Below are 23,340 nucleotides of genomic sequence, written 5' to 3' on the forward strand. Positions count from 1 at the left end.
CCCGACAACGGCACCCCACGACGAACCGTCGCGCGGGCCCCTCGGAGCTACGCGCGAGCGCCCGTTCGGGTGCCTCCGACGCGAGCCGTCACCGCCCCGAGGGCACGCGCTGATAGCGGTGATCCATGCTGCGTACTCGCACGACCTCCCACACCGCACCCCCCGCCCCCGAGCCCACCCGACAGCGTCGGCGCCGCCTCCGGGTGGCCTGCATCGCTTCCGCCGCCTCCGTCTGCCTCATCGCCGCGAGCGCCCCCGCCCCCTCGCCGCTCGGTATCGGCGACCGCCTCTTCCCGCACCTGGGCAACCCCGGCTACGACGTCACGGCGTACGACCTGGCCTTCACCTACCCCGGCAGCAACAGCAAGCCGCTCCCGGCCGTCACCGTCGTCGAAGCCCGCACGACGGTGGACCGACTGGAGCGATTCAACCTCGACTACTCGCACGGGACAGTGCGGTCCGTCGCGGTCGACGGCGACCCCGCGGAGTTCCGGAGCGCAGGCGAGGACCTGGTCGTCACTCCCGCGAAACCCCTGCGCTACGGCGACACGATGCGGGTCACCGTGCGGCACGACAGCAACCCGGTGTCCACGGAGGACCAGCAGAGCGGCTGGGTGCGGACCGCGGACGGGCTCGCGATGGCCAACCAGGCCGACGCCGGACACCGCGTCTTCCCCAGCAACGACCACCCCTCGGACAAGGCGATGTTCACCATCCGGGTCACCGCCCCCGACGGCTACACGGCCGTCGCCAACGGGCTCTTCGCGGGATCGACCCGCCGCGCCACGGGCACCACCTGGACGTACCGCACCGAGCACCCCATGGCCACCGAACTGGCCCAGGTGTCCATCGGCCGCTCCTCCGTGCTGCGCCGAACCGGCCCCGGCGGTCTGCCCGTACGCGACGTGGTGCCGACCAAGGACCGCGAGCGGCTCGAACCGTGGCTCAGGAGGACGCCCGGCCAGATCGCCTGGATGCAGGAGAAGGTCGGCGCCTACCCCTTCGAGACGTACGGCCTGCTGATCGCCGAGGCGCGGACCGGATTCGAACTGGAGACACAGACGCTGTCTCTCTTCGAGCGGGAGCTCTTCACCCGGTCCGAGTACCCCAAGTGGTACGTCGAATCGATCATGGTGCACGAACTGGCCCACCAGTGGTTCGGCAACAGTGTCTCCCCGCGCACCTGGTCCGACCTGTGGCTCAACGAGGGACACGCCACCTGGTACGAGGCCCTCTACGCGGAGGAGAAGGCCGGCAGGCCCATGGAGACGCGCATGAAGGCCGCGTACCGGGCCTCGGACGCCTGGCGCGCGGCAGGCGGTCCGCCGGCCGCCCCGAAGGCGGCCGAGCCCGGCGAGAAGCTCAGCATCTTCCGCCCGAACGTCTACGACGGCAGCGCCCTCGTCCTGTACGCGCTGCGCGAGGAGATCGGCCGCCCCGCCTTCGAACAGCTGCAGCGCACCTGGGTGAGCGCCCACCAGGACGGGGTCGCCGACACCACGGACTTCGAGCGGCTCGCCTCAGGCTTCGCGGGCCGCGATCTGAGCCGCTTCTTCGAGGCGTGGCTGTACGCGCCGAAGACCCCGCCCATGCCGGGGCACCCCGACTGGCGCAGCGCGGCGCCCGCCGGGAAGAGCGCGAAGAGTGCCCGGTGACCCCCCGGAATTCGCATGACGAGACGAGGCGGGCCGTGCGAACATCGTCACGTCGACGACGCCTCAGGTCGACGCCCTGACCCTCCGACCCCGGCCGGGAATCTCCCGGCGGCCCCGGACGTTGTGAGGAGTGACGGACGACAGTCCGCCACCCAGGTATCCCACCGACGTAAGGACCCAATGACCTCCTCTTCTTTCTCTTCCCAGGACACGCAGAGCTTCGCGCAGAACCACCCCGACGGTCTTCGGGCCGATGCCCTGATGGAAGAGGACGTCGCCTGGAGCCACGAGATCGACGGAGAGCGGGACGGCGACCAGTTCGACCGTTCCGAGCGTGCGGCGCTGCGCCGCGTCGCGGGTCTCTCCACCGAGCTCGAGGACGTCACCGAGGTCGAGTACCGGCAGCTCCGTCTGGAGCGTGTGGTGCTCGTCGGGGTGTGGACCTCGGGCACCGCGACCGACGCGGACAACTCATTGGCCGAGCTGGCCGCCCTCGCGGAGACCGCGGGAGCGCTCGTGCTCGACGGTGTCATCCAGCGCCGGGACAAGCCCGACGCGGCCACGTACATCGGTTCCGGCAAGGCCGACGAGCTGCGGGACATCGTGCTCGAGACCGGCGCGGACACCGTCATCTGTGACGGTGAGCTCTCGCCGGGCCAGCTCATCCACCTCGAAGACGTCGTCAAGGTCAAGGTCATCGACCGCACGGCCCTGATCCTCGACATCTTCGCCCAGCACGCCAAGTCCCGGGAGGGCAAGGCGCAGGTCGCCCTCGCGCAGATGCAGTACATGCTGCCGAGGCTCCGCGGCTGGGGCCAGTCGCTGTCCCGTCAGATGGGCGGCGGCTCGGGCGGCGGCCTCGCCACCCGTGGACCCGGTGAGACCAAGATCGAGACGGACCGGCGCCGTATCCGCGAGAAGATGGCGAAGATGCGCCGGGAGATCGCGGACATGAAGACGGGCCGCGACATCAAGCGCCAGGAGCGCCGTCGCAACAAGGTGCCCTCGGTCGCGATCGCGGGCTACACCAACGCCGGCAAGTCCTCGCTGCTCAACCGGCTCACCGGCGCGGGCGTGCTCGTCGAGAACTCGCTGTTCGCGACCCTCGACCCGACCGTGCGCCGGGCCGAGACCCCGAGCGGGCGGCTGTACACGCTGGCGGACACCGTCGGCTTCGTACGGCACCTGCCGCACCACCTCGTCGAGGCGTTCCGCTCCACGATGGAGGAGGTCGGTGACTCCGACCTGATCCTGCACGTGGTGGACGGTTCGCACCCGGCGCCGGAGGAGCAGCTGGCCGCCGTGCGCGAGGTCGTCCGCGACGTGGGCGCCACCAAGGTGCCCGAGATCGTGGTGGTCAACAAGGCGGACGCGGCCGACCCGCTGGTGCTCCAGCGGCTGCTGCGGAACGAGAAGCACTCCATCGCGGTGTCGGCCCGTACCGGCCAGGGCATCGCGGAGCTGCTCGCGCTCATCGACGTCGAACTGCCGCACCCCGCGGTCGAGATCGAAGCACTCGTGCCGTACACGCTCGGACGGCTGGTGGCGCGCGCCCACTCCGACGGCGAGGTCCTCTCCGAGGAGCACACCCCGGAGGGCACCCTGCTGAAGGTGCGGGTGCACGAGGAACTGGCGGCGGAGTTCGCCCCGTACGTCCCGGCCCCCGCGGCCTGATCCCCGCACGCCGGCAGACAGACCGAAGGCCCGCCCCCTCTCGCAGGGGGCGGGCCTTCGCCGTACGCGCAGACGGGTACGAGCCTTTACGGGCGGCTACTTGGCGCCGTACTGCTCGCTCATGTTGTCGTAGATCGCCTCGGCGCCCTCGCCCAGCTGCGGACCCGCGAGCCAGGTGCTGTCGGTCGGGCCGATCGACGTGTTCGAGACGAGCACGGTCTTGCCGCCGACGACGTGGAACCAGCCGCCGCCGGACGAACCACCGGTCATCGTGCAGCCGATGCGGTACATCGTCGGCAGCCCTTGGCCGAGCGAGAGCCGGCCGGGCTGATCGACGCACTTGTGCATGATCAGACCGTCGTACGGCTGCGCGGCGGGGTAACCCCAGGCGCCCATCGCGCCCGCGTCCGCGGCGGCAGGCGTGGAGAAGTCCACGTCCAGCGCGTTGCCGACCGTCTCCTCCAGGGACTTGGAACCGGACTCCGGCTTCACGTGCAGCACCGCGTAGTCGTACGGGGCACCCTCGCCGCCCGATTCCGAGCCGCCCGCGATCCACTCGTCGGAGGTCGAGGCCCAGTCGGCCCAGTACTGGCCGTACGGGGCCACCTCCTGCTGTGTGGCGTCGCCCAGCTGTGCCTCGGTCTTGCCGAGGTCGTTGTAGGCGGGCACGAAGGCGATGTTGCGGTACCAGCCGCCGCCACCGCCCGCGTGCACGCAGTGGCCCGCGGTCCACACGAGGTTGGATCTGCCCGGGTTGCGCGGATCCTTGACGACCGTCCCGGAGCACACCATCGAGCCCTGGGGCGAGTCGAAGAAGACCTTGCCGACCGGGGCCGCGTTCTCGTGGTAGGGCGTCTTCTCGGGTGTCGCCCTGACCGGGGCGGGCGCCGGATCGCTGACGCCCTGCTCGGCCGCCGCGTCCTTCGTGGAGATCGTCTTCGACGGGTCCTCGGCGGACCGCATCCGCTCGGGCTTCCAGAGCCCCTCGATCACCGGATTGACGAAGTCCTGGGCCTCAGTGAGCCACTTGTCCTTGTCCCAGTTCTTCCATTCGCCGTCCTTCCAGTCGTCGACGTCGATGCCGTGCTCCTTGAGCCTGTCGGCGATGTCGGCCGGTATCTCGATCTTGTCGGAGCCGGACGTCTCGGACCCGGTGGCGGCCGACGCGTCGGCCGCCTTGTCGTCGCCCGAGTCACAGGCGGTCCCGGTGAGTGCCAGAGCCGCGACGAGCCCGGTGGCCGCGAGAAGGCGGCGCCGCCCGCGACTCCTGGCACAGGACGGACGTGTGGAACGCATGGTGTCGTTACCCCCGATAGAACGTGCACTGTTCACCTGCGGGCAGGCGCGAAGAACGCGAACGAAGGCTCTGCGCGAGCCCCTGCCACCGCGACCCCCCACTATGCCCGGAGAGTCGGGGACGAACGGCGGCCGGGTGGTGAAGGTTTCCGTGCGGTCACCCTGCCGCCGTTCGCCGCTGCGCCGCTACTGCTCGGCGTACTTCTTGCTCACCGCGTCGTAGATCCCCTTGGCCTCCGCGCCCAGGTGCGGACCCGCCAGCCAGCCCGCGGTCACCGGGCCGATCGAGGTGTTGGACACCAGCGCGGGGCTGCCGTCCGAGCCCGTCGCGACCCAGCCGCCGCCCGAGGAACCGCCGGTCATGGTGCAGCCGATGCGGTACATCGTCGGCTCGGACTCGGCGATCGAGAGCCGGCCGGGCTTGTCCGCGCACTGGTACATGGTCTCCCCGTCGAACGGCTTCGCCGCCGGGTAACCGGTCGCCGTGATGTCACCGACCTGGGACACCGCCGGAGCGTCGAAGTCCACCGGGAGAGCCGAACCCACGGTCTCCTCCAGGGACGTGCCGTCGCCGCCCTTCTCCGGCGTCACATGGATGACGGCGTAGTCGTACGAGGCACCGTCGCCGCCCGTTGCGCCGCCCCGCTCGATCCACTGGTCCGAGGTCTGCGCCCAGTCACCCCACCAGACACCGTACGGAGCGACCTCCTCCTCGGTGGCGCCCTGGAGCTCCGTCGCCGACAGGGCGTCGTCGTTGTACGAGGGCACGAAGGCGATGTTGCGGTACCAGCCGCCCTTCTTGCCCGCGTGCACACAGTGGCCCGCGGTCCACACCAGGTTGGACTTGCCCGGATGGGCCGGGTCCTCCACCACGGTCGCCGAGCAGACCATCGTGCCCTCGGGGGAGTCGAAGAACACCTTGCCCGCCTCGGGCACGCTCTCGTGGTAGCCCGCCGGAACGGCCTGCGCCTCTACGGGCGCCGGCTCGGGGTCGGTCACACCCTGGTCGCCCGAGAGGTCGCTCTCGTCGACACCCTTGCCCTGGTCAGGGTTCTCGGCCTCGCGCATGCGGTCCGGGTCCCACAGGTCCGCGATGACCGGGTTGACGTAGTCACCGGCCTCCCGCAGCCAGTCGTCCCTGTCCCAGTCCTTCCAGGCGCCGCCCTTCCACTTGTCGATGTCGATCCCGTGATCCTTGAGCCTGTCCCTGATGTCGTCCGGGATGTGGATCTTGCCGTCGCCGGCGGCGGTCGCCGACGCCTCGGCGGACGCGTCGGTGTCACCCCCCGAGTCGCAGGCGGTGCCGGTCAGGGCCAGCGCGGTGGCCAGGCCGACCGCGGCCAGCACGGGGGAGGTTCTGCGGCGCGGGCTCCTCCCTCGGCGGGCGGCGAAGAGCGGGCGTATCGGTCGCATGGTGTGACTCCCCCTGGAGGTGAACGAACAACTCTGTGCTGCCACCCGGGGCCTCGTACGGATCCTGGGACCCGCGCGTGCCCGGCGTGGACCGTGGGTGCTGATCAGCGAGTACCGCCGAACGGCACCACAGACTATGCCGTTGCTGTGGGGGACTTCCGACGGACCCGCAACGGTTCCGTCACGGCAAGGATCTTCGTTCCGCCGTTGCCCCGCGCGGTCCTCGTCGTTGGTACGTACGGGGGACGTTCCGGCTGCGTTCATCCCCCTGCCGCCTCCCATCGGGCGGACCGGCAACTCGCCTCTGGGCAGCTGGAGGACCGACAGACGTGGCTGTGACGGAGTCCGCGCCCGAGGTGGCGCCCGGTGTGCAGGAAACGGTGGGGGCGCGTGCCGCGCACGAGACCGCGCGGTCGCGCGCGGCGCAGGAAGGGATCCTGCGACGGCAGGCAGCGCGCGAGTCGGCGGCGCGCACCTACGCGCGCGCCCTGCCGATCGTCCCCGTACGGGCGCGCGGGCTGACCATCGAGGGCGCCGACGGAAGCCGCTATCTCGACTGCCTGTCGGGCGCGGGCACGCTGGCACTCGGCCACAACCACCCGGTCGTGCTGGAGGCCATCCGCACAGTCCTCGACTCGGGCGCCCCCCTGCACGTCCTCGACCTGGCCACACCCGTCAAGGACGCCTTCACGACCGAGCTGTTCCGCACACTGCCGCCCGGTCTCGCCGACCGTGCCCGCGTGCAGTTCTGCGGCCCCGCCGGTACGGATGCCGTGGAGGCCGCACTCACCCTGGTGCGCACCGCGACAGGACGCGACGGCGTCCTCGCCTTCACCGGTGCCTATCACGGCATGACCGCGGGGGCGCTCGCGGTGTCCGGGGGCGCGCCCGACGTACGGGTGACGCGCCTGCCCTATCCGCAGGACTACCGCTGCCCGTTCGGCGCCGGGGGCGGGCGCGGGGCCGAACTCGCCGCGCGCTGGACGGAGTCCGTCCTCGACGACCCCAAGTCCGGGGTGGCGCGCCCCGCGGGCATGATCCTCGAACCGGTGCAGGGGGAGGGCGGGGTGCTTCCCGCCCGCGACGACTGGATGCGGCGGATACGGGAGATCACCGCGGCCCGCGACATTCCGCTGATCGCCGACGAGGTCCAGACGGGGGTCGGCCGGACCGGCACCTTCTGGGCGGTCGAGCACAGCGGTGTCACACCCGACGTGATGGTCCTCTCCAAAGCCATCGGCGGCAGCCTGCCCCTGGCCGTCGTCGTCTACCGCGACGACCTCGACGTATGGGAACCGGGCGCCCACGCCGGCACGTTCCGCGGCAATCAACTCGCCATGGCCGCGGGCGCCGCGACCCTCGCGTACGTCCGCGAGAACGGCCTCGCCGAGCGCGCCGCCGCACTGGGCACCCGCATGATCACGCAACTCCGCTGTCTGCAGGCGGACTTCGCCTGCGTCGGCGAGGTGCGCGGCCGGGGACTGATGATCGGCGTCGAATTCGTGGACCCCGAAGATCCGTCGGCGACCCCTGGGGGACCTCCCCCGGCCGCGCCCGAACTGGCTGCCGCCGTCCAGCGGGCGTGCCTGCGACGCGGACTGATCGTGGAACTCGGCGGCCGGCACGCCGCGGTGGTGCGACTGCTCCCACCGCTCACGATCACCGACGAACAGGCGGCCGCGGTGCTCGACAGGCTCACGGACGCGGTGGCGGAGGTCGCGAGAAGTCCCACCGGCCCACGGGTCACAGAGGCCCGACGCACAGAGGCCCGACTCACCGACGCCCACCGCACGGATGACGGCCTCACAGGTACCCGACGACCGCCGTCCGAGCACGCCGACCGGACCGTGTCCCCATAACCGTCCGAGCACCACCCCCCAAGGAACCCTCTTGAACGACAGCCCCGCATCCGACGGCCGCCCCCACACCGATGATCGAGCGGCCCGAGGCACGCAGGTTGCACACGGACCGGGGGCCGATTCGGTCCCCCGACAGAACAGCGGGTCCGGACGGTCCGAAGGGCTGTACGGCACCACCACCGACCTGCTGGAACACCCCGACCCGCGCACCGCCGCCCACGCCGCGACCGTCGAGAACCTGCTGCGCTGCTGGGTACGCGAACACGACCTCCCCGCTCCCGCCGACGGCGCCCTGCGCATCCCGCTCCCGGCCAGTGGCACAGCCCTGGTCGTCCCGGTCCACTACTGGTCCGCCACCGGATGGCACCGACTGGGCCCGCCCCACCTCGCCGACGCCCCGGACCAGGCGCCCCCCACCGACGCCGTCACGCTGGCCGCCCTGCTGGAGCGCGAAACCCTGACGCCCGAAGCCCCGGCCGCGCCCACCGCCTCCGCCCCGACTGACGCGCCCGCCGATGCGACCACCCCCGAAGCGCCGCACGCGACCGGCGAGTTGAAGCCGCCGTACGTGACCGGCGAGTGCGGGGCGCCGCATGCGACCGGCGAGCCCGAGGCCCCGACCGGCGAAGCCGATCTGGTCGGCCGAGTCGCGGACTCCCTGCGACGGACCGCCGTGTTCATCGCGGACCGCAGACAGAACCCCGCCGACGGCCCCGACCTCTTCCTCTCCGCCGAACAGTCGCTGCTGCTCGGCCACCCGCTGCACCCCACCCCGAAAAGCCGCGAAGGACTCTCCTCGGCCGAGAACCGGCTCTACTCGCCCGAGACGCGCGGCTCCTTCGCACTGCACTGGATGGCTGTCGCCCCCTCCGTACTCGCCACCGACTCCGCGTGGACCGAGCGTGGACGTCTTGTCCCGGCGGAACAGCTCACCTCGCGGCTCGCCGGCGCGGGACTGCACCTGCCCGACGGATACGCCGCCCTGCCGATGCACCCCTGGCAGCTCCGCGAGGTCCACCATCGCCGGGGGACGGCGCGACTCCTGGACGCCGGACTGCTCCGGGACCTCGGCGTCCACGGCTCCCCGTGGTCCCCCACCTCCTCCGTCCGCACGGTCTACCGCTCCGGTGCCTTCGCGATGCTCAAGCTGTCCTTGGGCCTGCGCATCACCAACTCCCGCCGGGAGAACCTCCGTAAGGAATTCCACCGGGGTGTCGAGGTCCACCGCCTGCTCCGCGCCGGCCTCGCCGAACGGTGGCACGCGGCCCACCCCGGCTTCGACATCGTCCGCGACCCCGCGTGGCTCGCGGTGAACGACACCGACGGCGCCCCCCTTCCCGGCCTCGACGTGATGATCCGCCACAACCCGTTCACGCCGACGGACGACGTCACCTGCATCGCCGGACTGGTCTCGCCCAGGCCGGCGGCCACGTCCACCGACCCCCGCCACACCGAGCAGAACAGGACCACGAGCCGGTCCCGGCTCACCGAGATCGTCACCCGCCTCGCGGGCCGCACCGGCCGACCCCGCGGCGCCGTCGCCGCGGAGTGGTTCCTGCGCTACCTGGAGCACGTCGTCCGCCCCGTCCTCTGGCTGGACGGCGAGGCCGGTATCGCGCTGGAGGCCCACCAGCAGAACACCCTGCTCCTGCTGGACCCGGAGGGCTGGCCCAGCGGCGGCCGTTACCGAGACAACCAGGGCTACTACTTCCGCGAGTCCCGGCGCTCGGAACTGGACAGGCGACTGCCGGGCATCGGCGAGCACAGCGACACCTTCGTCTCCGACGCGGTCACCGACGAACGGTTCGCCTACTACCTCGCCATCAACAACGTCCTCGGCCTCATCGGGGCCTTCGGCTCGCAGCGCCTGGCCGACGAACGGCTGTTGCTCGCCGCCTTCCGCCGGTTCCTCACCAACGCCGCGTCCGGACCCGCGCGGCTGCGGTCCACCCTGCCCGCCCACCTGCTCGACTCACCCGTCCTGCGCTGCAAGGCCAACCTGCTGACCCGGCTGCACGGCCTCGACGAGCTCGTCGGCCCCGTCGACACCCAGTCCGTCTACGTCACCATCGCCAACCCCCTTCGTCCCTGAGGACCATGACCCATTCCGTCTTCTGAGAGGAGCGTCGCCGTGCCTCCCACCGATGCGAGCACCGACGCCGGCACCGCCCCCCGCACCGGCGCCCGCGACCGTACGGGTTCCGGTGCGGACAGCCAGGACACCCTCGACCTGCGCCTGCCCGACGATTTCCTCGCGCTCTTCGCGGGCGGCGCCGAAACCGGGGCGACCGGCGAGGACCTGCTCGACGGCGTCGGGGACTGGGGACCGAAAGCCACCCCGGTCGGTGCCTTCCAGCTGGCCCCCGTACGCATCGACCGCGATCTGCCGCTCATCACCCGCTGGATGAACGACCCTGCCGTGGCCGCCTTCTGGGAGCTCTCCGGGCCAGGGACCGCGACCCAGGAGCACCTGCGGGCGCAGCTCGACGGCGACGGACGCAGCGTCCCGTGCCTCGGCCTGCTGGACGGCACACCGATGAGCTACTGGGAGATCTACCGCGCGGATCTGGACCCCTTGGCCCGCCACTACCCGGCCCGCCTTCACGACACCGGAATCCACCTCCTCATCGGTGGTGTCGCCCATCGCGGGCGAGGGCTCGGCACGATCCTGCTCCGTGCTGTCTCCGACCTCGTCCTCGACCGGCGCCCCTCATGCGCGCGAGTCGTCGCGGAGCCCGACCTTCGCAACACCCCCTCCGTGTCCGCCTTCCTCAGTGCCGGCTTCCGGTTCTCCGCCGAGGTGGAACTGCCCGACAAGAAGGCAGCCCTCATGGTCCGGGACCGGGCCCTGCGCGATCTGCTGTAGCGCCGTCACTTCCAGTACACCGCTCGTCCCGATCAGGTTCCCAGTCGAGGAGTCCTCGTGCCGAACCCGCCCGCCGCCCCTGTCCCTGGAGAGCCGTCACGCCTCTACGACCCGCCAGAACTGACCCCGGCACGCTGGGAAGAGGCGGGGCGCCGCCTGCTCGCGAAGATGATCGGCGAGTTCGCACACGAGGAGATTCTGCTGCCGGAGCCGGAGCCGGAGCCGGAGCCGGAGCCGGCACCAGAACCAGAACCGGAACCGGAGCCCGAGCCGGCACCGGAGCTGGCACCGGGACCAGAACCGGCACCAGAACCGGACCGGAACGGCACCGGTGCCACAGCGGCGGCAGCCGAATCCGCTGTCGCCCCCTCCAACTCCTCCGGCCGCTCCGAGCAACCCGGAGGAGACGATTCGCCGCCCGGCACGGACGCCGGGTGGCCGCCGACCGCGTCGCCCGCCTCCGGGCACCAGGACCCGCCCCCCACGAAGCCGCCCGAGACCGGTCCCGCCGACAAGCGCTCCTACACGCTCCGTCTCGACGCAGGCGGCATCCTCACCTTCCGTGCCCGTCGCGGCGCGTACGACAGCTGGCAGGTGGACCCGTCCTCCCTCACCCTGACCGAGGCGCCCGGAGCAGACGGAACCGGCGGCCCTGACGGAACCGGCGGGCCGGACGGAAGTGACGTAGCCGGCGGGCCTCGCGAAGCCGACGAGGCCGACAACGCGGCCGGGGCAGCGCCACGCCGGCGCCCCTACACCGACCCCCTCGACTTCCTCACCCGAGCCCGCGCCACCCTCGACCTCGACGGTGCCACCCTCGGCCACGTCATCCGGGAAATGTCCACCACGCTCGCCGCCGACGCACGGCTCGACCACACCGCGCTCCCGGCCGCCCGCCTCGCCGACCTCGGATACGCGGAGCTGGAGGGACACCAGACGGGACACCCCTGGATCGTCCTCAACAAGGGCCGCCTCGGCTTCTCCGCGACGGACGCCGCCCAGTGGGCACCGGAGGGCCGCACGGCGACGGCCCTGCCGTGGATCGCCGTGCACACCTCGCTCGCCACCTACCGGGGCGTCCAGGGCCTGGACACCGCCGACCAGCTCTACGCACGCGAGCTCGACCCCGCCGTCCGGGAGTCCTACGACACGACACTGCGCGCGCGGGGGCGCGCTCCGGAGGCGTACCTCTACCTGCCGGTACACCCCTGGCAGTGGAACGATGTCGTGCTGCCGCTCTTCGCGCCCTCGGTCGCTGCGGGAGCGATCGTCCCGCTGCCTCCGGACGGCGACCTGCGCCTGCCCCAGCAGTCGATCCGCACGTTCCTGAACACCTCACGCCCGGACCGGCACACCGTGAAACTGCCGCTGTCCGTGCTCAACACCCTCGTGTGGCGCGGTCTGCCGACGGAACGCACGCTCGCCGCCCCGGCCGTCACCGCCTGGATGCACGGCCTGCGCGACTCCGACCCCTTCCTGCACGACACCTGCGGGGTCATCCTGCTGGGCGAGGTCGCGTCCGTGACGGTCGGGCACCCGGTGTACGACGCGCTCCCCGAGGTCCCCTACCAGTACAAGGAACTGCTCGGCGCCATCTGGCGGGAGCCGCTCTCCCGCCATCTCGCGCCCGGCGAACGCGCCCGCACTCTCGCCGCGCTCCTGCACACCGACCTCGAAGGCCGTGCCTTCGCGGCGGAGCTGGTCGAGCGCTCGGGCCTCGCACCGCGAAGCTGGCTGAGCCGCCTCTTCGCCGCGCTCCTGCCACCCCTGCTGCACTTCCTCTACCGCTACGGCACGGTGTTCAGCCCACACGGCGAGAACGCGATCGTCGTCTTCGACGACCACGACGTGCCGGTACGGCTCGCGGTGAAGGACTTCGTGGACGACGTGAACGTGAGCGCCGAGAGGCTCCCCGAGCACGCCTCCATGCCCGACGACGTACGGGCGGTACTGCTCACGGAGCCGGCCGCCTTCCTCACACAGTTCATCCACTCCGGGCTCTTCGTCGGTGTCTTCCGCTATCTGGCCCCGCTCTGCCAGGAACAACTGGGCGTCCCCGAGGACGAGTTCTGGTCACTCGTCCGGGCGGAGATCATCCGGCACCACAGGCTCTTCCCGGAGCTCAAGGAACGCCACGAGACGTTCGACCTGCTCACCCCCCGTATTGAGCGGCTCTGCCTGAACCGCAACCGGCTGCATCTCGACGGCTATCGGGACCGGCCCCAGCGCCCGCACGCCGCCGTGCACGGCACCGTCCCCAACCCGCTCCACCAGTCGTGATCACCCACCGTGCTCCCGGCAGCGCCGACGTCCTGATCACGTCCCCCGCCTCCGCCGTGATCACCCGGTTGTCGGTGCCGACCCGTAGGGTGGTCGGGCTATGACAGAGCCCTCACTCCCCGAACTCCTGCACGCCGCCGTCACAGCCGTCGGCGGCACGGAGCGCCCTGGCCAGGTGACCATGGCCGAATCCGTCGCGCAGGCCATCGACGACGGTTCCCACCTGCTGGTCCAGGCGGGCACCGGCACCGGCAAGTCGCTCGGCTATCTGGTGCCCGCGCTGGCGCACGGGGAGCGGGTGGTTGTCGCGACGGCCACCCTGGCGCTCCAGCGGCAGCTCGTGGAGCGGGACCTGCCGCGCACGGTGGACGCGCTGCATCCGCTGCTGCGCCGCCGCCCCGAGTTCGCGATGCTCAAGGGCCGGTCGAACTACCTGTGCCTGCACCGCCTCCACGAAGGGGCGCCGCAGGACGAGGAGGAGGGCCTCTTCGACCAGTTCGAGGCGGCCGCGCCCACCAGCAAACTGGGCCAGGACCTGCTGCGGCTCCGTGAGTGGTCGGACGAGACGGAGACGGGGGACCGGGACAATCTGACCCCCGGAGTCTCCGACCGGGCCTGGTCACAGATCTCCGTCTCCTCCAGGGAGTGCCTCGGCGCCTCGAAGTGCGCCTACGGAGCGGAGTGCTTCGCCGAGGCGGCCCGTGAGCGGGCCAAGCTCGCCGATGTCGTCGTCACCAACCACGCGCTGCTGGCCATCGACGCCATCGAGGGAGCTCCGGTCCTTCCGCAGCACGAGGTGCTGATCGTGGACGAGGCCCACGAGCTGGTCTCGCGGGTCACCGGGGTCGCGACCGGCGAGCTCACGCCGGGGCAGGTCAACCGCGCCGTGCGCCGAGCGGCGAAGCTCGTCAACGAAAAGGCGGCCGACCAGCTGCAGACGGCCGCCGAGGGCTTCGAGCGGCTGATGGAGCTGGCGCTGCCCGGCCGACTCGAGGAGATCCCTGAGGACCTCGGGTACGCGCTGATGGCCCTGCGGGACGCCGCCCGCACGGTGATCTCGGGGATCGGCGCGACCCGCGACAAGTCCGTCACCGACGAGGACGCGGTGCGCAAACAGGCCCTCGCCTCGGTGGAGAGCGTCCACGACGTGGCGGAGCGCATCACGAACGGCTCCGAGTGGGACGTCGTCTGGTACGAGCGGCACGACCGCTTCGGGGTGTCCCTGCGGGTCGCGCCGATGTCCGTGTCGGGCCTGCTGCGCGAGAAGCTCTTCACGGACCGGTCCGTCATCCTGGCCTCGGCCACCCTGAAGCTCGGCGGCGACTTCAACGGCGTGGGCGCCTCGCTGGGACTGGCTCCCGAAGGTACGGAAGGGGACGACGTCCCGCCCTGGAAGGGCCTCGACGTCGGCTCGCCCTTCGACTACGGCAAGCAGGGCATCCTGTACGTCGCCAAGCACCTGGCCAGACCCGCCCGTGACAGCGACCGCGGGGACATGCTCGACGAACTCACCGAGCTGATCCAGGCGGCCGGCGGCCGTACGCTCGGGCTGTTCTCCTCGATGCGGGCCGCCCAGCTCGCCGCCGAGGAGCTGCGCACGCGGATCCCGGAGTTCCCCATCCTGCTGCAGGGCGAGGAGACCCTCGGCGAGCTGATCAAGAACTTCGCGGCGGACCCGAAGACCTGTCTCTTCGGGACGCTCTCGCTCTGGCAGGGAGTGGACGTCCCGGGCGCCAGCTGTCAGCTGGTCGTCATGGACAAGATCCCCTTCCCGCGCCCCGACGACCCACTGATGAGCGCACGCCAGAAGGCGGTGGAGGACGCCGGGGGCAACGGCTTCATGGCTGTCGCGGCCACGCACGCGGCCCTGCTCATGGCCCAGGGCGCCGGCCGCCTCGTACGGGCGACGGGGGACCGGGGGGTGGTCGCCGTGCTCGACCAGCGTCTCGCCACCGCGCGCTACGGCACCTACCTGAAGGCGTCCCTGCCGGACTTCTGGTACACGACGGACCGTAACCAGGTGCGGCGGTCGCTGGCGGCCATCGACGAGAAGGCACGGAAGGCCGAAGAGGCGTGAACGCGCGCTGGGCCGCACCCCTCATGGATCGGGGTGCGGCCCAGCGGACAGGTGCGGTCCGGCAGGCGTCCGCGGCTCGGCCGGTTCCGCAGCGTACGGACAGCGCAGGGCCCCGGAACCGGCGCAGAGGTCCCGGGGCCCGGTCAGGGGTGGATTCTCAGATCCGCCGGAGCACCGCCACGACCTTCCCGAGGATGGTCGCCTCATCGCCGGGAATCGGCTGGTAGGCGCTGTTGTGCGGGAGCAGCCACACGTGGCCGTCCTCGCGCTTGAAGCGCTTGACCGTGGCTTCGCCGTCCAGCATGGCCGCCACGATGTCGCCGTTCTCCGCGACCGGCTGGCGGCGGACGGTCACCCAGTCGCCGTCGCAGATCGCCGCCTCGATCATCGAGTCGCCGACGACCTTGAGGACGAAGAGCTCGCCGTCGCCGACCAGCTGCCGGGGCAGCGGGAAGACGTCCTCGACCGACTCCTCGGCGAGGATCGGGCCACCGGCGGCGATACGGCCCACCAGCGGGACGTACGACGCGGCCGGTTTGCCGGCCGTGTCGGTGGGCTGTGCGGTGGACTGGTCCGATCCGCGCACCTCGTAGGCCCTGGGGCGGTGCGGATCGCGGCGCAGGAAGCCCTTGCGCTCCAGTGCCATCAGCTGATGGGCGACCGAGGAGGTGCTGGAGAGGCCGACGGCCTGCCCGATCTCCCTCATGGACGGCGGGTATCCCCGCCGCTGTACGGAGTCCCTGATGACCTCGATGACCCGGCGTTGCCGGTCGGTGAGTCCGGAGCTGTCCGCCCGGATGCCTGGAGGTCGGCCCGGCAGGGAGCGTGCCGGCTTGGTGCCCTCCTGGTTCGCGGTTTCATTCATGGCATGCACCGGCTCAAATCGGCCCTGGGAGCGGTCCTGGGCAGTGATGGTGGCACTGTCTGCGGTGGTGGTCACGTCGGCCCCTCTCGTTCGTCTCCCTGCTGGACAACGGTAGTTGCTTTCGAAAGGTTGCGCCAAACACACGTTCGAGTGAAAAAACGCGGTTGGCCTGACGTGATCACGCATCTGGGTGTATGACTACCGCCGCCCGAGGCGGGCAGAAGTGCCCGCCAGCGCACTTTCCGCCCCTTTTCCGCCGCCGGCATCGTGGCCTTGTGGGTCGGAGCGGGACGCGGGTCAGTCTGCCATCTGGTGTCCCACGGGCCGGGAACCGGCCCCCGTCCCGCCGGCGCCCACCGTATCCCCGTACGCTCCTCGCCGGAATGGCCGTGCGGCACATGCCAATACCGGTGCGACACGCGCGGAGAGCGTGAATTTAGGGTCAGGCCCTACATATAGTGGTCCGAGTTCCACAGCGGCCCAGAAGTTGTGGTCCCCCGGTCTTCCGAGCTGTAGGTCATCGCCTATGCTGGGGGCTCTTCGAGGGGCCCGAGTGGCCTGTTGAGGCTATTGAGTCGTGCTGTGAAGGAGGGTTGGAGCCAATGCACTGCCCCTTCTGCAGGCACCCCGACAGCCGCGTCGTCGACAGCCGTACGACGGATGACGGTACGTCGATCCGCAGGCGCCGCCAGTGTCCCGACTGCTCCCGCCGGTTCACGACCGTGGAGACCTGTTCTCTCATGGTGGTCAAGCGGTCCGGAGTCACCGAGCCCTTCAGCCGTACGAAGGTCATCAACGGCGTGCGCAAGGCGTGCCAGGGACGGCCCGTCACGGAGGACGCGCTCGCCCAGCTCGGTCAGCGGGTCGAGGAGGCGGTGCGGGCCACCGGAAGTGCCGAACTGACCACCCATGACGTGGGGCTGGCCATACTCGGCCCGTTGCAGGAGCTCGACCTCGTCGCCTATCTGCGGTTCGCGTCCGTGTACCGGGCGTTCGACTCGCTGGAGGACTTCGAGGCCGCCATCACGGAACTCAGGGAAGAGACGCACGGCTCCGCCGCGGCCGACGAAGACGTGTGCGAGGGGTGCCAAGGAAGCGACCGCGGGTCGCCGGGGGCCGTCGAGGTCCCCGAACCCGCCGGCGCCGCCGACTGACGAGGAGGCCGGGCAGCGGCCCGGCCGAGCGGCGGCGACCACAGACCTGTTGCGGGCGGACGCGTAGGCGATGCCCGCATCACCAGATATATACGTGCCTCGGGAAGAACGAGGCACTTCAGGGCGTTTTAGCCTGATACAGGGAGGCGGCATGACAGAGACGGCGAGCGGTCCGGCACGAGGTTCCCGCACGAAGGGCACCAAGGCCACCAAGGGACTGCGTATCGAGCGCATTCACACCACCCCGGGCGTGCACCCGTACGACGAGGTTGCCTGGGAGCGCCGTGACGTCGTCATGACCAATTGGCGCGACGGCTCGGTCAATTTCGAGCAGCGTGGCGTCGAGTTCCCCGACTTCTGGTCGGTGAACGCGGTCAACATCGTCACCAGTAAGTACTTCCGGGGCGCCGTGGGCACCCCGCAGCGCGAGGTGAGCCTCAGGCAGCTCATCGACCGCATCGTGAAGACGTATCGGAAGGCCGGAGAGGACTACAGGTACTTCGCCTCGCCCGCCGACGCCGAGATCTTCGAGCACGAGCTGGCGTACGCCCTCCTGCACCAGATCTTCAGCTTCAACTCGCCGGTGTGGTTCAACGTCGGCACGCCCCAGCCGCAGCAGGTCTCCGCCTGCTTCATCCTGTCCGTCGACGACTCCATGGAGTCGATCCTCGACTGGTACAAGGAAGAGGGCATGATCTTCAAGGGCGGCTCGGGCGCCGGCCTGAACCTCTCCCGGATCCGTTCCTCCAAGGAACTGCTCTCCTCCGGCGGCAACGCCTCGGGTCCCGTCTCCTTCATGCGCGGTGCCGACGCCTCCGCGGGAACGATCAAGTCGGGCGGCGCCACCCGCCGCGCCGCCAAGATGGTCATCCTGGACGTCGACCACCCCGACATCGAGGACTTCATCCAGACCAAGGTCAAGGAGGAGGAGAAGATCCGCGCCCTGCGCGACGCGGGCTTCGACATGGACCTCGGCGGCGACGACATCACGTCCGTCCAGTACCAGAACGCCAACAACTCGGTCCGCGTGAACGACACGTTCATGAAGGCCGTCGAGAACGGCGACAAGTTCGGTCTGACGTCCCGCATGACCGGCGAGGTCATCGAGGAGGTCGACGCCAAGTCGCTCTTCCGCAAGATGGCCGAGGCGGCCTGGGCCTGCGCCGACCCGGGCATCCAGTACGACGACACGATCAACCGCTGGCACACGTGCCCGGAGTCCGGCCGGATCAACGGCTCGAACCCGTGCAGCGAGTACATGCACCTGGACAACACGTCCTGCAACCTCGCCTCGCTGAACCTGATGAAGTTCCTGAAGGACGACAACAAGGGCCACCAGTCCTTCGACGTCGAGCGCTTCTCCAAGGTCGTCGAGCTCGTGATCACGGCGATGGACATCTCCATCTGCTTCGCGGACTTCCCGACCCAGAAGATCGGCGACAACACCCGTGCCTTCCGGCAGCTGGGCATCGGCTACGCCAACCTCGGCGCCCTCCTGATGGCGACCGGACACGCGTACGACTCCGACGGTGGCCGCTCCCTCGCCGGCGCCATCACCTCGCTGATGACCGGTACCTCGTACAAGCGCTCGGCGGAGCTCGCCGCGGTCGTCGGCCCGTACGACGGCTACGCCCGTAACGCGCAGCCCCACCAGCGCGTCATGAAGCAGCACGCCGACGCCAACGCCGTGGCTCCCCGCGTGGACGACCTGGACACGCCGATCTGGGCCGCCGCCACGGAGTCCTGGCAGGACGTGCTGCGCCTCGGCGAGAAGAACGGCTTCCGCAACGCGCAGGCGTCGGTCATCGCCCCGACCGGCACCATCGGTCTCGCGATGTCCTGCGACACCACCGGCCTCGAGCCCGACCTCGCGCTGGTCAAGTTCAAGAAGCTGGTCGGCGGCGGCTCGATGCAGATCGTCAACGGCACCGTGCCGCAGGCCCTGCGCCGCCTGGGATACCAGGAGGAGCAGATCGAGGCGATCGTCGCCCACATCGCCGAGCACGGCAATGTCATCGACGCGCCCGGCCTCAAGCACGAGCACTACGAGGTCTTCGACTGCGCCATGGGCGAGCGTTCCATCTCCGCGATGGGCCACGTCCGCATGATGGCCGCCATCCAGCCGTGGATCTCCGGCGCGCTCTCCAAGACGGTCAACCTGCCGGAGACGGCGACCGTCGAGGACGTCGAAGAGGTCTACTTCGAGGCGTGGAAGATGGGCGTCAAGGCGCTCGCGATCTACCGCGACAACTGCAAGGTCGGCCAGCCCCTCTCCGCCAAGACCAAGGAGAAGGAGAAGACCGCGACCGACGCCGTGACGGCCAAGGCCGAGGACACCATCCGTACCGCGGTCGAGAAGGTCGTCGAGTACCGTCCGGTCCGCAAGCGCCTCCCCAAGGGCCGTCCCGGCATCACCACGTCCTTCACGGTCGGCGGCGCCGAGGGCTACATGACCGCCAACTCCTACCCGGACGACGGTCTCGGCGAGGTCTTCCTGAAGATGTCGAAGCAGGGCTCCACCCTCGCCGGCATGATGGACGCCTTCTCGATCGCCGTCTCCGTGGGCCTGCAGTACGGCGTGCCCCTGGAGACGTACGTCTCGAAGTTCACCAACATGCGCTTCGAGCCGGCCGGCATGACGGACGACCCGGACGTGCGGATGGCGCAGTCGATCGTCGACTACATCTTCCGCCGCCTGGCGCTCGACTTCCTGCCCTTCGAGACGCGCTCCGCACTCGGCATCCACTCGGCCGACGAGCGGCAGCGCCACCTGGAGACGGGCTCGTACGAGTCCAGCGAGGAAGACGTCGACGTCGATGTCGAGGGGCTGGCCCAGTCCGCGCCCCGTACGCAGGAACTGAAGGCCGTCGTCACCCCGAAGGCCGAGGTCGAAGCGGCCAAGCCCGCTCCGCAGCAGGCCCACACCAGTGCCGAACTGGTGGAGATGCAGCTGGGCATCCAGGCGGACGCCCCCCTGTGCTTCTCCTGCGGTACGAAGATGCAGCGGGCCGGTTCCTGCTACATCTGCGAGGGCTGCGGCTCCACCAGCGGCTGCAGCTGATCGAGGGCGCCGCCCGGGTGTGAACCCGGGCGGACCCGCACGTCGAAGGGGCGGTACGGCCACAGCCGTACCGCCCCTTCGACGTGCGTCTCGACCTGCGTCGGCGGATCAGGACTCGTCGGCGCTGCCCATGATCCTTGCGAAGGTCGCCGGGTCGGCGTCGAAGCCGCGGACGGCCTGACGGAAACCCCACTCTCCGGAGTCGTCGCGAACGAACTCCGCGACCGTCGTGGCCGTGGCGCCGAGTACCGCGCCGAAGTCGTCCTCGGCCAGGACGGTGTAGCCCTCGCGGATCCGCAGCGCCGGGTTGTGCACGCCGACGAACGTGCGCCGTCCGGTGCGTTGCTGGATGGCGACACCGACCATCACGCGCGTGTAGCGCCTGTCGAGACGGGACAGCTCCAGGGTCATCACCTCGTCCCAGCCGAAACCCTTGCCGTCCTTGCTGTCCCGGTTGAGATAGATGGTGCCGTCCGGGGAGCGGCTGTCGAAGTGCACTACGTAGTCGGGGTGTGCGTGCGGGTCGGCCGCCAGGTAGGTGGCGGCGACGATGTCGAGATCGACGGCCGGCTCACCGGCGGGACCGGGATCCCACTTCACCGAGACCTCGACCTTGCTGATGCCCTTGTTCAGGCCGTTCACCGCATGTCCCTCCTGGTCCCGCTGTGTCGGACGCCTCAACTGCCGGGCAGGTGAGGCAGGTTGCCCATCGTGCCACGCGCACGGGGGCGTGCGGGCGCATGCAGTCCGCCCGAGCGTGACCGACGCCACGTCCTGGGCCGTACGATGGCGCGGTGCTGGTCAAGTGGATTCGCTGCACCGTGGTCGACCGCCGCGGTTTCGAGCGGGGGCAGCGGAAGTGGGCGGGACTTCTGGGGGAGCCGGGATTCCGGGGGCAGGGCGGGGGATGGAGCCGGGGAAGGCCCGGAGTCGCCCACATCTTCGCCTTCTGGGAGAGCCGTGCCTTCTACGACTCCTTCATGGCGCGCTCCCACGACCGGCTGGCCGCCTCCCAGTCGGGCACCTTCAAGGACCAGCACGCAAAGCTCTTCGATCACCGGTTCGACGTGAAGACCGGTTTCGAACCGCGCTTCACCGAGGCCGACCTGGTGCGGGTCGCGCACTGCCGTGTGCACGAGGAGCGTGCCGAGCACTTCGCCCTGATGCAGGAGAAGGTCTGGAACCCCGCCATGGCCGGTTCGCCCGGCATGGTCCGGGGACTGTTCGGGGAGGCGCCCGGCCATGAGTTCCTGGTCCTTTCCATGTGGAAGTCGGCCGCCGAACACGGCAAGTACCGCGCCGAACGCGTGGAGCGGCTCGCCCTGCGGGCCCAGATAGAGGCGGACGTCGTGGCGCTCACGGGGGACATCGTCCAGCTGGAACCGGGCTGGACCGTCTGAAGGCCGTGAATTGTGTGACCTGTGACGTATGGAGCCCGTACGAGTGCTCGATCGGGCGTGACCCGATCTAGGGTTTCGGTATGGCACGTCCACGGCGCATCGTTCTTGTCCGGCACGGCGAGTCGGTGGGCAATGCCGATGACTCCGTCTACGAGCGGGAACCCGACCACGCTCTGGCGCTCACCGAGAAGGGGTGGCGACAGGCGGAGGAGACGGGAAAGCGGCTCAGGGAGGTCTTCGGCCGCGAGCGGGTAAGCGTTTACGTCTCCCCGTACCGCCGCACGCACGAAACCTTCCGGGCCTTCCACCTCGACCCGGGCCGGGTACGGGTCCGGGAGGAGCCCCGGCTGCGCGAGCAGGACTGGGGAAACTGGCAGGACCGGGACGACGTACGTCTGCAGAAGGCGTACCGCGACGCGTACGGGCATTTCTTCTACCGCTTCGCACAGGGCGAGTCCGGTGCCGACGTGTACGACCGGGTCGGCAACTTCCTGGAGAGCCTGTTCCGGAGTTTCGAGGCGGGCGATCACCCGCCCAACGTGCTCCTGGTGACCCATGGCCTGGCCATGCGGCTCTTCTGCATGCGCTGGTTCCACTGGACGGTCGCCGAGTTCGAGTCGCTGTCGAACCCCGGGAACGCGGAGATGCGGATGCTCGTCCTCGGTGAGGACGGCAGATACACGATCGATCGTCCGTTCGAACGCTGGCGTGATCCGGAGCCCTACGTGGACCCGGAACCGTACGGAATCAGCGGATAGAGTGACAGAGCGATGACCGCTGACCTCTCTCCCGCCGGGCGCCTGGACCGCGCCCTGGCCAGCCTGCGCGGACTGGCGGTCGGGGACGCCCTCGGCTCGCAGTTCTTCGTGCCGGTGAACTATCCGTCGCTCAAGGACCGCGCACTGCCGCCCGGCCCCTGGAAGTGGACCGACGACACGGAAATGGCCTCCTCCGTAGTGGCCACTCTGGCCACCCACCACCGGGTCGACCAGGACGTACTGGCCCGCTCCTTCGCCGAGCACCACGACATCGGCCGGGACTACGGACCCGCCGTCGACCGGTTGCTGCGGCAGCTCCGGGAGGGCGGCGACTGGCGCGAACTGTCCTCGGCCCTCTTCAAGGGGCAGGGCTCATGGGGCAACGGCGCCGCCATGCGCATCGCCCCCCTGGGCGCCTGGTACGCGGACGACCCGGAGCAGGCCACTCACCAGGCGGAGATCTCGGCCTACCCGACCCACCAGCACCGCGAAGCGGTGGTCGGCGCCATGGCCGTGGCGGCCGCCGCCGCGCTGGCGGCGGCGCCGGACGGCCCGCCCCGGCCCGACGCGCTGCTCGACGGAGTCATCGCCCTGGTGCCGCGCAGCGCCGTGGGCGCGGGTCTGCGACGCGCCCGGGACATGCTCGACTACGGGGACACGGCCACCGTCGCGGCCGTCCTCGGCTGCGGGCGGCGCACGACCGCCCATGACACGGTGCCGTTCGCCCTCTGGTCGGCCGCGCGTGCCCTGGACGACTACGAAGAGGGCTTCTGGGCGACCGCACAGGTGGGCGGCGACATGGACACCACCTGCGCCATCGTCGGAGGCGTCGTGGCCGCGGGGAGGGCGGGGGCGCCGCCCGCGGAGTGGGTGGAGCGCACCGAGGCGCTGCCGGGCTGGCTGGTGCGGGAGACCGCCGGCTAGGGCTTGAGAGGGCTGTCGCCGGCTGATGCTGCGGAGGGCGAGGGCGAGGGCGAGGGCG

General features: G+C 70.5%; 16 protein-coding genes. 12 read left to right on the forward strand and 4 right to left on the reverse strand.

Going from position 1 to position 23,340, the window contains the following annotated elements:
* The first annotated feature begins 125 nt into the window (after positions 1-125).
* Both ACFYXC_RS28475 and hflX read left to right on the forward strand, forming a co-directional pair.
* A complete protein-coding gene (locus ACFYXC_RS28475; RefSeq protein ID WP_389554688.1) occupies positions 126-1,655 on the forward strand; it encodes a M1 family metallopeptidase in 1,530 nt (509 codons plus the stop codon).
* A 180-nt stretch (positions 1,656-1,835) separates the two neighbouring features.
* Positions 1,836-3,329, forward strand: coding sequence for a GTPase HflX (hflX, locus tag ACFYXC_RS28480; RefSeq protein ID WP_389554690.1), 1,494 nt, complete (start codon positions 1,836-1,838; stop codon positions 3,327-3,329).
* A 96-nt stretch (positions 3,330-3,425) separates the two neighbouring features.
* Here the strand turns inward: hflX and ACFYXC_RS28485 are convergent, their stop codons facing one another.
* Both ACFYXC_RS28485 and ACFYXC_RS28490 read right to left on the reverse strand, forming a co-directional pair.
* Positions 3,426-4,625, reverse strand: a complete 1,200-nt coding sequence (locus ACFYXC_RS28485) for a trypsin-like serine peptidase (RefSeq protein ID WP_389554692.1) — start codon at positions 4,623-4,625, stop codon at positions 3,426-3,428.
* Between the two features lie 186 nt (positions 4,626-4,811).
* On the reverse strand, positions 4,812-6,038 hold the full coding sequence (locus ACFYXC_RS28490) for a trypsin-like serine peptidase (protein WP_389554694.1): 1,227 nt from the start codon (positions 6,036-6,038) through the stop codon (positions 4,812-4,814).
* A gap of 329 nt (positions 6,039-6,367) precedes the next feature.
* Here ACFYXC_RS28490 and ACFYXC_RS28495 point away from each other — a divergent pair, with 329 nt between their 5' ends.
* The 5 genes from ACFYXC_RS28495 to ACFYXC_RS28515 all read left to right on the forward strand — a co-directional run bounded on the left by ACFYXC_RS28495 (position 6,368) and on the right by ACFYXC_RS28515 (position 15,120).
* The gene (locus ACFYXC_RS28495) at positions 6,368-7,897 is read left to right on the forward strand and encodes a diaminobutyrate--2-oxoglutarate transaminase family protein (protein WP_389554696.1); all 1,530 of its coding nucleotides are present in this window, start codon (positions 6,368-6,370) and stop codon (positions 7,895-7,897) included.
* 31 nt (positions 7,898-7,928) lie between these two features.
* Positions 7,929-9,989 (forward strand): IucA/IucC family protein, encoded by a 2,061-nt coding sequence (locus ACFYXC_RS28500; protein ID WP_389554698.1) that lies wholly within the window; start codon positions 7,929-7,931, stop codon positions 9,987-9,989.
* 39 nt (positions 9,990-10,028) lie between these two features.
* A complete protein-coding gene (locus tag ACFYXC_RS28505; protein ID WP_389554700.1) occupies positions 10,029-10,763 on the forward strand; it encodes a GNAT family N-acetyltransferase in 735 nt (244 codons plus the stop codon).
* A 57-nt stretch (positions 10,764-10,820) separates the two neighbouring features.
* Complete coding sequence (locus tag ACFYXC_RS28510; protein ID WP_389554702.1) at positions 10,821-13,043, forward strand: IucA/IucC family protein; 2,223 nt, start codon at positions 10,821-10,823, stop codon at positions 13,041-13,043.
* A gap of 100 nt (positions 13,044-13,143) precedes the next feature.
* On the forward strand, positions 13,144-15,120 hold the full coding sequence (locus ACFYXC_RS28515; protein ID WP_389554704.1) for an ATP-dependent DNA helicase: 1,977 nt from the start codon (positions 13,144-13,146) through the stop codon (positions 15,118-15,120).
* A gap of 157 nt (positions 15,121-15,277) precedes the next feature.
* On the opposite strand, the gene lexA is transcribed toward ACFYXC_RS28515, so the two are convergent.
* Entirely contained in the window at positions 15,278-16,060 is a 783-nt protein-coding gene (gene lexA, locus ACFYXC_RS28520; RefSeq protein WP_362782620.1) for a transcriptional repressor LexA, read from the reverse strand.
* A 527-nt stretch (positions 16,061-16,587) separates the two neighbouring features.
* On the opposite strand from lexA, the gene nrdR reads away from it, so the two are divergent.
* A complete protein-coding gene (gene nrdR, locus ACFYXC_RS28525) occupies positions 16,588-17,139 on the forward strand; it encodes a transcriptional regulator NrdR (RefSeq protein ID WP_388925563.1) in 552 nt (183 codons plus the stop codon).
* A 151-nt stretch (positions 17,140-17,290) separates the two neighbouring features.
* Positions 17,291-20,200 carry a vitamin B12-dependent ribonucleotide reductase gene (locus tag ACFYXC_RS28530; protein WP_388925560.1) on the forward strand — a complete coding sequence of 970 codons (2,910 nt, stop codon included), beginning with the start codon at positions 17,291-17,293 and terminating at the stop codon, positions 20,198-20,200.
* Positions 20,201-20,308: 108 nt separating this feature from the next.
* Here the strand turns inward: ACFYXC_RS28530 and ACFYXC_RS28535 are convergent, their stop codons facing one another.
* Complete coding sequence (locus ACFYXC_RS28535) at positions 20,309-20,842, reverse strand: TerD family protein (RefSeq protein ID WP_388925557.1); 534 nt, start codon at positions 20,840-20,842, stop codon at positions 20,309-20,311.
* 152 nt (positions 20,843-20,994) lie between these two features.
* Between ACFYXC_RS28535 and ACFYXC_RS28540 the strand changes: the two genes are divergently transcribed.
* From ACFYXC_RS28540 to ACFYXC_RS28550, 3 genes are all read left to right on the forward strand, one after another.
* Positions 20,995-21,600, forward strand: coding sequence for a YdbC family protein (locus ACFYXC_RS28540; RefSeq protein ID WP_388925554.1), 606 nt, complete (start codon positions 20,995-20,997; stop codon positions 21,598-21,600).
* An 80-nt stretch (positions 21,601-21,680) separates the two neighbouring features.
* Positions 21,681-22,358, forward strand: coding sequence for a histidine phosphatase family protein (locus tag ACFYXC_RS28545; RefSeq protein ID WP_388925551.1), 678 nt, complete (start codon positions 21,681-21,683; stop codon positions 22,356-22,358).
* A 12-nt stretch (positions 22,359-22,370) separates the two neighbouring features.
* Positions 22,371-23,282: an ADP-ribosylglycohydrolase family protein gene (locus tag ACFYXC_RS28550; RefSeq protein WP_389554708.1), complete on the forward strand. Its 912-nt coding sequence runs from the start codon at positions 22,371-22,373 to the stop codon at positions 23,280-23,282.
* Positions 23,283-23,340 lie beyond the last annotated feature (58 nt).

The organism is Streptomyces sp. NPDC002701 (assembly GCF_042889045.1).
Taxonomy (GTDB): domain Bacteria; phylum Actinomycetota; class Actinomycetes; order Streptomycetales; family Streptomycetaceae; genus Streptomyces.

Excerpts from the sequence above, each read along its gene's own strand:
- ACFYXC_RS28475 (WP_389554688.1), top strand. The coding sequence starts at position 126 with ATGCTGCGTACTCGCACGACCTCCCACACCGCACCCCCCGCCCCCGAG.
- hflX (WP_389554690.1), top strand. The coding sequence starts at position 1,836 with ATGACCTCCTCTTCTTTCTCTTCCCAGGACACGCAGAGCTTCGCGCAG.
- ACFYXC_RS28485 (WP_389554692.1), bottom strand. The coding sequence starts at position 4,625 with ATGCGTTCCACACGTCCGTCCTGTGCCAGGAGTCGCGGGCGGCGCCGC.
- ACFYXC_RS28490 (WP_389554694.1), bottom strand. The coding sequence starts at position 6,038 with ATGCGACCGATACGCCCGCTCTTCGCCGCCCGCCGAGGGAGGAGCCCG.
- ACFYXC_RS28515 (WP_389554704.1), top strand. The coding sequence starts at position 13,144 with ATGACAGAGCCCTCACTCCCCGAACTCCTGCACGCCGCCGTCACAGCC.
- nrdR (WP_388925563.1), top strand. The coding sequence starts at position 16,588 with ATGCACTGCCCCTTCTGCAGGCACCCCGACAGCCGCGTCGTCGACAGC.
- ACFYXC_RS28530 (WP_388925560.1), top strand. The coding sequence starts at position 17,291 with ATGACAGAGACGGCGAGCGGTCCGGCACGAGGTTCCCGCACGAAGGGC.
- ACFYXC_RS28545 (WP_388925551.1), top strand. The coding sequence starts at position 21,681 with ATGGCACGTCCACGGCGCATCGTTCTTGTCCGGCACGGCGAGTCGGTG.
- ACFYXC_RS28550 (WP_389554708.1), top strand. The coding sequence starts at position 22,371 with ATGACCGCTGACCTCTCTCCCGCCGGGCGCCTGGACCGCGCCCTGGCC.